We start from the raw sequence: 11,403 nt of genomic DNA on the forward strand, positions 1-11,403 counted from the left end.
AAAGGGGCGACAGGATCGCTCCTGCCGCCCCTGAAATCACTATGTCAGGCCTGATCACCTCTGCGGATCGGGCGTATCGTCGGGTCCGGGATTATCGGCGCCCTGCACCACTTCGCCCGACTGGAAGATCGGCCCTTCGGTCGGGAGCGTGACGACCGGCTCGCCGTCGGCGCCCGTTTCATCGGTAGCGATCACGACCGGGGTCTGACTGGACGCAGGCGGCAGGTCGACCGGTGCCTGGGGTTCACCCGGCGCCGTGACCGGCGCGGTCGCCGGCATGGTGCCGACCAGCGTTTCGCCCGGCTCGACCTCGACATTGGGGTCAAGCGGGTTGGTGTAACCCTGCACCGTGGTGGTTACCGTCGGCGGGCCGTACTGCGAATCCCAGGCGGCGAGATCGACGCGGTATTTCTCGTAGGCACGGAAGAAGTCCTCGAACACGGCCTCGATACGGGGCAGCGCGCTGGCCGCGAACACTTCGAGATCGCCCGGAGCGACGGTCACGACCTCATTGCTGACCTCATAGGCCACGTCGCAGAATTCGTCCTTTGCGGGCGGAAGCGCGAAGTAGTTGTAGACCTGCGTCATGTAGGAATCCTGCACGTCGCGATAGGTCGCACCATAACGCTGGCGGAACTCGCTCTGCAGCGCACGGTTCGTCGCCGACAGTTCGCGCGCGTGGACCTTCAGCTTCTTGGCGTAATTGTCGACCAGCATCGCGTGCTTGGGCGCCTGGCAGTTGAGCGCAGCCACGTTGAGCGCGCTGCGCAGGTTCCACGTCGTTTGCGCAGGGGTCAGGTTCGCATTGACCGTCTGGCGCACGCCCGTGGCGGCAACCATCGGGATCGTCATGCTGTTCGTCGCGCCGCCCGGAGGGGTCGGGCGCGGCGGGATGACTACTGCCGGCGGCGGCGGAGGCGGCGGGGGAGGAGGCGGTGGCGGCGGCGGTGGCGGTGCGCAGGCTGCAAGTGCTGCAAGGCCTGCAGCGAGCGCTGCAAGGCGAATGGTCTGGTTCGAACTACGGCTCACGGTGCGCCGACCCTCCTTTGGTATTCCATCTTCTCTCATCACGCATTGACGAGGGATGAAGCTGGAAGTTTCCTAGCCATATCAGTCGGCAAAGAAAATGCCCGGGGCGAGAGTTTCGCCCCGGGCACGATCAAGCGTCTTGCGCCTGCGTTCAATGGTGCGCGATTACTCGCGGTTGCCGAGGAACTGCAGGAGGAAGAGGAACAGGTTGATGAAGTCGAGATAGAGGCTGAGGGCGCCCATTACGACAGCCTTGCCTGCCATCTCGGTACCGCGGAGGTACTGGTACTCGTTCTTCAGGCGCTGCGTGTCGTAGGCGGTGAAGCCTGCGAAGATCAGCACGCCGAGGATCGAGATCACCAGGCCCATCGCGCCCGACTGGAAGACGAAGGCGTTGAGCAGCATGGCCACGATGATGCCGATCAGGCCCATGAGCAGGAAGTTGCCCCAGCCCGAAAGGTTCTTCTTGGTGGTGTAGCCGAACAGGCTCAGGCCCGCGAATGCGGCGGCAGCGGCAAAGAATGCCGAAGCGACCGATTCACCGGTGTAGATCGCGAAGATCGTCGAGAGCGAGAGGCCCATCAGGACCGCAAAGCCCCAGAACATCGCCTGCAACGTGGTCTTGCTGAAGCGCGCTACGCCGCCGAAGCTGATCACGAGGATGAAGGCGAGCGGAGCAAGTTTGATCACCCAGCCTAGGCCGGTGACCTGCAGCGAGCGGCCATAGGGCGTCTGCACGACGTTGAAGGCCGCTTCGAACAGCGCGGTGTTGACGAACAGCAGCGAGACGATGCCGGTCAGCAGCACGCCCGAGGCCATCATGTTGTAGATCGAAAGCATGTGCTGGCGCAGGCCAGCATCGAAGGTGGTGCCACGCGCAACGGCGTCGCCCGCACGCGGCACGGACGTTGCGTGCTGTGAACGGTCGGTGTCGTTCCAATCGGCCATTACAAATTCTCCCTAGCGCGAGGGACGAATACGCGCCTCGCTTCTGCGAACAATATCGGTGTTAAACAGTATAATTTCAAGCGAAACCGGAAGGCATGTACCTAATGGAATTTAACTGTCTTTTCCGGCAGTTTTACGGGCTTCCCGTCCCATTTCGATCCCGCGATCGCGCGCTGCGGCAAGGCAGTTCGTCATCAGCTTCTCCAGCGCGCCGCCATCATCGAGCACGTCGAGGCCCTTCTGGGTCATTCCACCGGGGCTCGCGACGCGGCTTGCAAGCTCGCGCGGTGAATGCTCCGAAGCCGAGGCAAGAGCGCCCGCCCCATCGACCATCTGCACTGCTAGCCGCTGTGCCTGGGCTTCTTCGAGGCCAAGCTCGCTCGCGGCCGATGCGAGCGCATCGATGAAGCGATAGACGAAGCCAGGCCCTGATCCGGCGAGCGCGGTCACCAGCTCGAACTGGCTTTCATCGGGCAGCCATTCGGCGCTCCCGAGATCCTCCGCGAGCGCAGTGACCGCAGCCCGGTCGCTCTCGCCAAGTCCCCGTGCGACCAGCGCATTGGGCGACTTGCCCAGCGCCACCGCGAGATTGGGCATGAAACGCACCCAGCCCCGCGCATCGGGCAGTTCTTCGGCAAGGGTTTCTAGCTCCACGCCGGCGAGGATCGAGAGCACGATCCCGCCGCGCACCACGCCCGCCATGCCGGGTGCGATATCGCCCAGCATGTGCGGCTTGAACCCCAGCACGACCGCATCGAACGACCGATCCGGAATTTCGGTCGTGAAGGTGATCTCTTGGGGCACGTTCTTCGGGCGCGGATTGTATGCGGTGATGCGCGCCGGATCCATGCCTGCGCGAAGCCAGCCGTCGACCATCGCACCGGCCATGGTGCCGTAACCGTAGATCAGAATGTCCATGCGCGGCAGTTGTAGTGCGCTGGAAGGCAGCTTCAAGCCTCTCCGGCGGCGTCCACCATTGCCGATTTGAGGGCGTCGCGCGGATCCTTGTCGCCCCAGAGCACGAACTGGAAGGCGGGGTAGAAGCGATCGCACTCCTCGACCGCGATCTCCACGAGCGATTGCGCCTGGTCGAGACCGAGCAGTCCATCACTGCCGAGCAGAGTGCCGTTGCGATAGAGAAGCACGCCACCGTTCGACCAGATATCGAAATGGCCGAGCCACATCTGCTCGTTCGCCAGCGCCACGAGTTCCTGCGCAGCTGCCTGCTTCTCGTTGGAGATGCGGATATCGGGCAGGCACAGGATCTGGAGCACATTGTCCTCGCCGCGCCAGATCGCGCGCAGCTGGTACTTCGCCCAGCTGCCCTGGATTTCGCCGCTGATTTCCTCCGCAGTCGCCTCGCAAGGCCAGCCACGCGCCTCGAACAGCGCCACCAGCATATCGAGCGGTGCGGCGTCTTCCTCGACTTCGAATTTGGCGTCGACGGCGCGCATCAGGGGCGATTTCTCAAGCTCATGGCAACCATGTGCCGAACAGCCCCGCCGATTGGCAATCGGTCCGCCGCAGGCTTTTGGGGAGAAACCAAGCCGCTTGTGCAAACCCTGTGCACAAGCACCGGTTTACGGATAGCGGCGCAAATCAGTCGAGCTCGGAGATTTCCTGCCCGTCCTCGCTGGTGAAGGGGAAGGTATCGATCCCCAGTTCATTCAGGCGGTTGACCATTGCGCGCGCTTCGTCGCGGCTGCCGAAGGGCCCCGCAAGCAGCCGGTTCGCCTCGCCCCACGGCGTGGTGAACGGGCCCTTGTCGTCGAGCGCGCCCTGCGCATTGCGCGCTATCCGGCGCCAGTCGAACCCAAGTGCGCGCAGATCGCGGCCCGTTGCCACCTGCACCCAATGGCGCTCGGGATGGCGTTCGACCACGGGTGCGGCAGGTGCGCCTTCGAGCGGATAGATACGCTCGCCCTCGGCGCTGCTGAAGGGGAAGGAATCGATGCCATTGGCCCTCAACCGGCTGACGACATCCCTTGCCTCGGAGGCGCTGCCATAGGGCCCTGCTAGCAGCCGGTTTGCCTCGCCCCAGGGGGCGGTAAAAGCGCTCTTGCCCGACAATTCGCCGCCGGCGTTGCGGCTGATCCGGCGCCAGTCGAAACCGAGCGCGCTGATATCCCTGCCCGTGGCGACCTGCACCCAGTGGCGGGCAGGCTCTGCGGGCGGTGACGGCTCGTCCACCTCGCGCGGTGCCTCGATGGCGGTGATGTCGACCGCTCCGGTGCGCGGCGCCGTCGTCCCCGTTGCCGCAAGGTCGAAATTGGCGAATGCGTCATCGACGCTCTGGGCCGGCGCTGGTGGCGGCGGAGGTGGCGGCGGAGGAGGAGGAGGCGGCGGCGGGGCCGGCGCAGGAGTCGGAGTTGGTGTCGGCGTCGGCCTCGGGGCGGGCTCTGCAGCAGCCTGCTGCGGCCTCCTGCGCAACTGTGTGCGCTCGAGCGGATCGGAAGCGCGGCGGGTGCGGCGTTCCTGTTCCTCGCGCACCCGGCCGAGAGCCGGACCGCTCGGCGCGAGCGAGGCATCGGCATTGCGCACGCTGGCCGCCGACGATCCCTCGTATGCAGCGATATCGGCATCGTCCCGCCCGATCAGCGCAGTGCGCGGGAAAACGCCCAGCGATCCGGCGGCGGCCTGCTGCGCCGAGGTCAGTCGCGGCATGTAGCGCAGATAGGGCTCGATACGGTTCGCGGCGGGAGCGCGCATCATGTCGTTGGCGATCTGGACCGCGGCATCCGCTTCGCCGAGGATCGCGAGGCCGAAAGCGCGAGTGCGGAACGCGGCAAGGTCGCCTTGCTCGAGGAGCGGCAGCAGGGTCGCCTCGAAAGCAGGCTTGTTGCCCGAAATTGCCTGGCTCAGTGCAAGGTGGCGGCGCACCTCGGGATCGTCTTCTACGGACAGCGCCAGTCGGTAGAGTTCCTGCGCGCTAGCATTGTCACCCACGAGATCGAATGCGAGCGCGCGATCCGCCGCCATGGTCGCTTCGGCGACTCCGCCCTGCTCTGCACGGGCGAAGAGCCTGAGTGCCTCGACCGGTCGGCGCGAGCGCGTATAGGCGCGGGCAAGGCCCAGCGAGACGCGGGAATTGGAAGGAGCAATATCCTCTGCCCTGCCGAAAAACCCGATCGCAGCGGCGATATCGCCCAGTTTGAGCGCGGCTTCCCCGGCATCGATGAGCGCCGCGACGTCACCCGAATTGCGCGCAAGGCGCTGGAGCGCATCGCCCAGTTCCTGTGCCCCGGGCGCAGGCAGGGCCTGCACGACTTCCTGCGCCGAAGCAGGAACCAGTCCTGCGACCAGTGCCGAGGCGGCTACGCCGGCCGCCCAATACATACGAGACTTGCGAACCATGTTGCCTTTCAAACGCACCAGGGGGCGCGAAGGTTCAGGCCTTCTTACTGGTTGTTCTGGCGACCGAGGAAGCGCGGGATGTTGAGTGCGCCGCTGCCGCCCTCGTCATCATCCTCGTCCTCGTCATCTTCGACTGCACCCGAACCGCGCGACAGGTTTGCCATCCGCTCGAACAGCGTGCTGCCCTGCGGCGTACCGCCACCTGCTGCAGCGCCCGCGGCGCCTGCTACACCGGCCGCTCCAGCACCACCTGCTGCTCCGCCTTCGGAACCGCCACCTGCGGCGGGACCGCGGTTTGGCTTGGTTGCCAGCGGGCTCTGGCCCTCGGCGATCTGGTCGGCACCGAGCTCGAGCTCGCCGCCCTGCCCGTCGTCCATCGGATCGGACAGGTCGAGCGGCGGCGGAGTGTTGCCGTCGTTCTCGTCGGTCCAGCCTTCGGAAACTTCACCGGCTTCGCCGAAGCCGCTGTCGTCCGCGGGAGGAGGCACGCTGCCTTCATCCGCGTAGTCGTCGAATTCCGCGGTTTCTTCTTCGCGCATGCCGGCGAGCGGGTCGACGATGCCGTCTACGTCATCGTCGTCGTGGCCGAAATCGCCCGCGTCGGCCGGCGAAAGACCTTCCTCGGCAAACGGCTCTTCGGCAGGTTCTTCTTCGAAACTCGCAACCGGCTCCGGCTCGGGCTCAGCCTGCGGTTCGGGAGCGGCGACAGGCTCGGGCTCGGCCGAGAGACCTTCGCTCAGTTCGAACGGCTCTTCCTCGCCAGCGTCTTCCTGAAGGTCGAGGACCGGGCGCTGCGGTGCACGCTGCGGTGCCATCGAGAAGCTGCGCGGCTGCGCCGAGGCGGTCGAACCGTCCTGTTCTATACCGGTGGCAACAACCGAAACACGGATCTTGCCGTCGAGTTCGGGGTTGAACGCCGAACCCCAGATGATGTTGGCGTCTTCGTCGACCAGCTCGCGGATGTGGTTTGCCGCTTCGTCAACTTCGAGTAGCTTCATGTCCTCGCCGCCGATGATCGAGATGATCACGCCCTTGGCGCCGGTCATGCTGACACCGTCGAGCAGCGGGTTGGCGATGGCACGTTCGGCGGCCTCGAGAGCGCGATTGTCGCCCTCGCCCTCGCCGGTGCCCATCATGGCCTTGCCCATTTCGCTCATCACCGAGCGAACGTCGGCGAAGTCGAGGTTGATCAGGCCAGGCATCACCATCAGGTCGGTAATCGAGCGTACGCCCTGCTGGAGCACTTCGTCGGCCAGCGCGAAGGCTTCCTTGAAGGTGGTGTCTGCCTTGGCGACCAGGAACAGGTTCTGGTTCGGAATGACGATCAGCGTGTCGACGTGCTTCTGCAGCTCGTCGATGCCGGCTTCTGCGGCGCGCATGCGGCGCGTGCCTTCGAAGAGGAACGGCTTGGTGACGACGCCCACGGTCAGGACGCCCTTCTTGCGGGCAGCCTCCGCGATGACCGGAGCGGCACCTGTACCCGTACCGCCGCCCATGCCGGCAGCGATGAAGCACATGTTCACGCCTTCCATCGCGTCTTCGATGTCTTCGAACGTTTCTTCGGCAGCGGCCTTGCCCACTTCGGGGCGTGCGCCTGCGCCGAGACCGCCGGTAATGTCGGGACCGAGCTGGATGCGCTTTTCAGCCGGCGAACTGGCCAGTGCCTGCGCATCGGTGTTGGCGACGATGAAATCAACGCCTTCGATTTCGGAGTCCATCATGTTGGCGATGGCGTTGCCGCCAGCACCGCCGACGCCGACAACCATGATCTTGGGGCGCATGTCGTCGCTGGAAGCGGGTCCGATATTGATGCTCATTTACTGGTCCCTTTGGGAATAAATTTCGGCTTCTGCCTGTCCTTGCACCTTTTGGCACAAAGCGAATCTCGCATGCAAAGGTTAAATGCCTTTATCCACAAGGCCCAAGCGTTGTTTCCTGCGGTATTCCGCGCGGCTCAGAAATACTCGCGCACCGCCTGCATGACCCTGTTAACCAGCCCGAGGCCCGAATAGCGGCGGGTCGGCTGGTAACTCGGTCCGACCGTGCGAATATCGACCGGGTCCTCGACCGCGTAGAGACACAGGCCTGCAAGCGTTGCGAAACCGGGTGTCGCATGCGCTTCGGGAAGGCCACGGAGCGCCGGTGGCTTGCCCACGCGGACCGGCAGCCCGAGCGCGCCCTGCATGAATTCTGCAATCCCGTGGAGCTCGGCTCCGCCGCCTGTGAGGACCACCTGCCCACCATTCGCACCCGAAAATCCCATTGCTTTCAGACCCTTGCCGATCTCGGTGGTCATCGTGCCCAGACGGTCGGTGACAATCGAAACGAGCTCGGCACGGGGAATGCGGTTCTGCTCGTCGGCGCCGCGTGCCAGCGGGCCGCCCGTCTCGTCGCCCGGAGCATTGACCGGGATCATTTCACGGTGATCGCTCGGCGTGGCAATTGCCGAGCCCGCAACGCATTTGAGGCGCTCGGCCTGGCTGCGCCGGATACCCAGCGAGGATGCGATTGCATCGGTGATGTCGTTCGACCCCACCGGGATCGACCTGAGGCCAAGCAGCATGCCGCCGGCGTGGACCGAGACATTGGTGACCTGCGCGCCGATTTCGATCAGCGCCACACCAAGATCGCGCTCCTCGTAGGAAAGGCATGCATGGGCCGCTGCAAGCGGACTGGCGACGACACCCTCGACATCGAGATGGGCACTTTGCACCGCCTCGATCAGGTTACGGACCGGTGCGCCCTCGGCGAGCGTCACGTGGATGTCGACCCCCAAGGCCTCAGCGTGGAGACCTGTCGGGTCGGCTACGCCGTGGGCACCGTCGAGCGTGTAGTGCGCCGGCTGGGCATGGAGCACCATGCGCCCGTCGGGCTGGATATGGTCGCGCGCTGCAAACAGCAGGTGTTCGATATCGTCTTCATCGATGCGCCTGCCGCCGATCGCGATCTCGACGCTCGAAATCTTGCTGGAGAGACCCGCGCCCGCGCAGCCGATCCATACGCTCGAAACGCTGGTGTTGGCGTTCGCCTCTGCGGTTTCCACGGCGCTGCGGATTGCGTGCGTGGCGGCGCGCATGTCGGTGACATAACCGCGCTTGATGCCCTCGGCCCTGCGGTGCGAGGAGCCGAGGACGATCATCTCCTCGTCCTCTGCCTGCCCCATGATCATGGCAGACACACGGAACGAGCCGATGTTGACCGCGGCAAAGACGCGGCTGATGCGTGGCAAGGGAGCGTTCGCGGGCGTCGCCATCATTCGCCCTCCACCGCAGCGCTCATCTCGCGCGGGCAAGGCCCGTCCGCGCAGCGCAGATAGGCACGGTCGGGCACGCGCATGTCGATCGCGACCGCCTTGCCTCCGATCAGTCGGTTGCGGCCGTCCATCTCGGCGAATTTCACGAGTGCGGCCGGCCCTTTGTCGCCCTCGGGAAGCGCGAGCAACTGGCCGGACTTGAAGCGCAGGTTCCAGCGGCGGTTGCCGACCCATTCGGCGCCCGCGATCTGCGGCTTGAGCGCCGGCGCGGCATCGAGCAGGCGGCCAAGCTCGGCGACCTGCTTCTGCGCGCCCGGCCCCCAGATCAGCAACATGCCCTCGGCCTCGTCGCGCGAAATCGGCTCGAGCTCGTGCCCGCTCGCATCGACCAAGATCAGCCGGTCGGGCTTCTGGACTACGGCGTGCGGCTCACGCTCGACGATATCGATGCGCAGCAGGTCGGGCAGCTGTCGCGAGACGCGGGCATCGGCCACCCAGGAAAGCTCCAGCAGCCGATCGCGGATCGCATCGACCTCGACCAGTGGCATCGGCCGGTCCTGCTCGCCCAGTACACGCTCGAAGACGGCCTGCTTGCTGAGGCGCTCCACGCCGGTCACGCGCACACGGTCGACCTCGAAGCCCGCGCGGCTCGCCGACTTGGCAAGCTCAGTCCGAGCTATCTCGGGCACACCCGCATAGCTGGCCGCAAACCATGCGACCGTAAGGCCGGCCGCGGCGATCATGACCATGAAGAACTTGTGCCACTGCTCCTCGGTGAAGGGCAGCGCGGCCATCGCGCGGTCGAGAAGGCCAGAGGTATGCCGCTTGGCGGCGCGTGCCTTTTGCGTGCGGCTGCGCGCCGCAGCCGAGCGGCGCACGCCAGTCGGCTTGCGCTTGACCTTAGCCATCCTTGGCTCCGGCAGGTCCCTTGCGCTTGTGATCGCGCAGTGCGGCGGCGATGATCGTCTCGACCAGCTCGCCATATTCGATGCCGGCGTGCTTCGCCTGCTCGGGCACGAGGCTGAGCGGCGTCATGCCCGGCTGGGTGTTGGTCTCGAGCACGAAGAGACCGTCCTCGCCCTGCTCCTCGTCCCAGCGGAAATCGGTCCGGCTCGTGCCCTTGCAGCCGAGCACCTTGTGCGCCTTCAATGCGATCTCGAGGCACAGGTCGCGGATGTCTTCGGGAATATCCGCCGGGCAGATATGGTCGGTCATGCCGTCGGTGTATTTCGCGTCGAAATCGTAAAAGCCGCTCTTGGGCTTCAGCTCGGTCACGGCAAGCGCGCGCGGACCGTCCTCGAAATCCACCACCGCCGAGGTCATTTCGCGGCCCTTAATATAGGGCTCGGCGAGGAGCTCGGGGAAATCCTGCCACGGCCCCTTGGCGCTGCGTGCGATGGGATTGCCGTGATTGCTCTCGTCGGTGACGATGGCGACGCCGACCGAGCTGCCCTCGTTGACCGGCTTCAGCACATAGGGACGTGCGATCGGATCGCGCTCGAACAGGTCCTCGCTCTTCACGATGCGCCCGCCGGGCATGGGAATACCATGCGGCACCAGCGCCTGCTTGGTCAGCTGCTTGTCGATGGCGATCACCGAGGTGGCGAGGCCCGAATGGGTGTAGGGAATGCCCATCAGGTCGAGCATGCCCTGCACGCTACCATCTTCGCCCGGTACGCCATGGAGCGCGTTGAACACGACATCGGGCGCGGTTTCGGCGATGCGGGCGGCAACCTGCCGGTCCATATCGATCCGCGTGACCTTGTGGCCGCGTTCTTCAAGCGCCTTCGCGACGCCTTCGCCCGACATGAGGCTGACCGGGCGCTCGTTCGCCCAGCCGCCCATCAGGACTGCAACATGGAGTTTGGGGAGATCGGTCATATTCGGTCCTTACGGTCGCCCCACACGCTGGATTTCCCATTCGAGCTCGACGCCCGAATGCTCGTAGACACGGCGCTTCACTTCCTCGCCCAGCCCCTCGATGTCGGCGCTGGTCGCGTTGTCGACGTTGAGGAGGAAATTGGTGTGCTTCTCGCTCACCTGGGCACCGCCCATTTTCAGGCCGCGACAACCGGCCGCATCGACCAGCTCCCACGCCTTCTTTCCCGGCGGGTTCTTGAAAGTCGATCCGCCGGTTTTCGTGCGGAGCGGCTGCGAATTCTCGCGTGCCTCGGCAATCTCGTCCATCTTCGCGCCGATCGCTTCGGGATCGCCCGGCTCGCCCTGGAAACGGGCAGCGACGACCACCGCGCCATCGGGCAGCGCGGAATGGCGGTAGGTGTACTGGAGGTCGGCGGCGGGCAGCGTGATCAGCTGGCCATCGGGCATCACGACCTCGCAATCGATCAGCACGTCGCTGACCTCGCGGCCATAGGCCCCGCCGTTCATCCGCACGAAGCCGCCGACGGTGCCCGGAATGCCGCGCATGAATTCGAGGCCGGCAATGCCCGCATCTCGCGCGCTGCTGGCAACGAGGATGCCGTGCGCACCGCCGCCGCATGTGACCGTGTGGTCGTCATGCGTTTCGACCTTGGCGAAAGGCTTGCCGAGCTTGATCACGACGCCGGGCACGCCGCCATCGCGGACGATCATGTTCGAACCGAGGCCGAGCGCCATGACCGGCAGTGTGCCGTCGAGGCGGGACAGGAAATTCTTGAGATCGTCGAGATCGGCCGGCTCGAACAGCCAGTCGGCATTGCCGCCGCTCTTGAACCAGACGAGCTTGGCGAGCGGCGCATCGGGCGTCAGCGTGCCGCGCAGGCCGGACGTGTCGACAGGCGCTTCGATCCCGCCTTCGACAGCGCAATCGGGCGCCATTC

10 protein-coding genes are annotated in these 11,403 nt (G+C 65.4%); all 10 read right to left on the reverse strand.

All coding sequences use genetic code 11. From position 1 onward, the window contains the following. Window positions 1-54: 54 nt before the first annotated feature. Window positions 55-1,029, reverse strand: coding sequence for a hypothetical protein (locus K3163_RS10800; RefSeq protein WP_221554219.1), 975 nt, complete (start codon window positions 1,027-1,029; stop codon window positions 55-57). Between the two features lie 165 nt (window positions 1,030-1,194). Then, a complete protein-coding gene (locus tag K3163_RS10805) occupies window positions 1,195-1,977 on the reverse strand; it encodes a Bax inhibitor-1/YccA family protein (RefSeq protein ID WP_221427897.1) in 783 nt (260 codons plus the stop codon). 111 nt (window positions 1,978-2,088) lie between these two features. Continuing rightward, the gene (locus tag K3163_RS10810; protein ID WP_221554220.1) at window positions 2,089-2,895 is read right to left on the reverse strand and encodes a pyrroline-5-carboxylate reductase family protein; all 807 of its coding nucleotides are present in this window, start codon (window positions 2,893-2,895) and stop codon (window positions 2,089-2,091) included. Between the two features lie 32 nt (window positions 2,896-2,927). Further along, on the reverse strand, window positions 2,928-3,431 hold the full coding sequence (locus K3163_RS10815) for a type III secretion system chaperone family protein (RefSeq protein WP_221427895.1): 504 nt from the start codon (window positions 3,429-3,431) through the stop codon (window positions 2,928-2,930). 145 nt (window positions 3,432-3,576) lie between these two features. After that, on the reverse strand, window positions 3,577-5,331 hold the full coding sequence (locus tag K3163_RS10820) for an SPOR domain-containing protein (RefSeq protein ID WP_247712660.1): 1,755 nt from the start codon (window positions 5,329-5,331) through the stop codon (window positions 3,577-3,579). Between the two features lie 44 nt (window positions 5,332-5,375). Beyond that, window positions 5,376-7,148 (reverse strand): cell division protein FtsZ, encoded by a 1,773-nt coding sequence (gene ftsZ, locus K3163_RS10825; RefSeq protein WP_221554221.1) that lies wholly within the window; start codon window positions 7,146-7,148, stop codon window positions 5,376-5,378. 137 nt (window positions 7,149-7,285) lie between these two features. Further along, on the reverse strand, window positions 7,286-8,587 hold the full coding sequence (gene ftsA / locus K3163_RS10830) for a cell division protein FtsA (RefSeq protein ID WP_425594721.1): 1,302 nt from the start codon (window positions 8,585-8,587) through the stop codon (window positions 7,286-7,288). Then, a complete protein-coding gene (locus tag K3163_RS10835; RefSeq protein ID WP_221554222.1) occupies window positions 8,584-9,492 on the reverse strand; it encodes a cell division protein FtsQ/DivIB in 909 nt (302 codons plus the stop codon). The genes ftsA and K3163_RS10835 overlap by 4 nt, the downstream gene beginning before the upstream one ends. After that, window positions 9,485-10,465 carry a D-alanine--D-alanine ligase gene (locus tag K3163_RS10840; protein ID WP_221554223.1) on the reverse strand — a complete coding sequence of 327 codons (981 nt, stop codon included), beginning with the start codon at window positions 10,463-10,465 and terminating at the stop codon, window positions 9,485-9,487. The genes K3163_RS10835 and K3163_RS10840 overlap by 8 nt, the downstream gene beginning before the upstream one ends. A 9-nt stretch (window positions 10,466-10,474) precedes the next feature. Continuing rightward, window positions 10,475-11,401 carry a UDP-N-acetylmuramate dehydrogenase gene (gene murB / locus K3163_RS10845; RefSeq protein WP_247710195.1) on the reverse strand — a complete coding sequence of 309 codons (927 nt, stop codon included), beginning with the start codon at window positions 11,399-11,401 and terminating at the stop codon, window positions 10,475-10,477. Window positions 11,402-11,403 lie beyond the last annotated feature (2 nt).

The sequence above is a fragment of the Qipengyuania xiapuensis genome, from assembly GCF_019711395.1.
Lineage (GTDB): Bacteria > Pseudomonadota > Alphaproteobacteria > Sphingomonadales > Sphingomonadaceae > Qipengyuania > Qipengyuania xiapuensis.

Bases quoted from the DNA above. Each gene is read 5' to 3' on its own strand.
- K3163_RS10805 (WP_221427897.1), bottom strand. From the start codon at position 1,977: ATGGCCGATTGGAACGACACCGACCGTTCACAGCACGCAACGTCCGTG.
- ftsZ (WP_221554221.1), bottom strand. From the start codon at position 7,148: ATGAGCATCAATATCGGACCCGCTTCCAGCGACGACATGCGCCCCAAG.
- K3163_RS10835 (WP_221554222.1), bottom strand. From the start codon at position 9,492: ATGGCTAAGGTCAAGCGCAAGCCGACTGGCGTGCGCCGCTCGGCTGCG.
- K3163_RS10840 (WP_221554223.1), bottom strand. From the start codon at position 10,465: ATGACCGATCTCCCCAAACTCCATGTTGCAGTCCTGATGGGCGGCTGG.
- K3163_RS10820 (WP_247712660.1), bottom strand. From the start codon at position 5,331: ATGGTTCGCAAGTCTCGTATGTATTGGGCGGCCGGCGTAGCCGCCTCG.
- ftsA (WP_425594721.1), bottom strand. From the start codon at position 8,587: ATGATGGCGACGCCCGCGAACGCTCCCTTGCCACGCATCAGCCGCGTC.
- murB (WP_247710195.1), bottom strand. From the start codon at position 11,401: ATGGCGCCCGATTGCGCTGTCGAAGGCGGGATCGAAGCGCCTGTCGAC.
- K3163_RS10815 (WP_221427895.1), bottom strand. From the start codon at position 3,431: ATGCGCGCCGTCGACGCCAAATTCGAAGTCGAGGAAGACGCCGCACCG.
- K3163_RS10810 (WP_221554220.1), bottom strand. From the start codon at position 2,895: ATGGACATTCTGATCTACGGTTACGGCACCATGGCCGGTGCGATGGTC.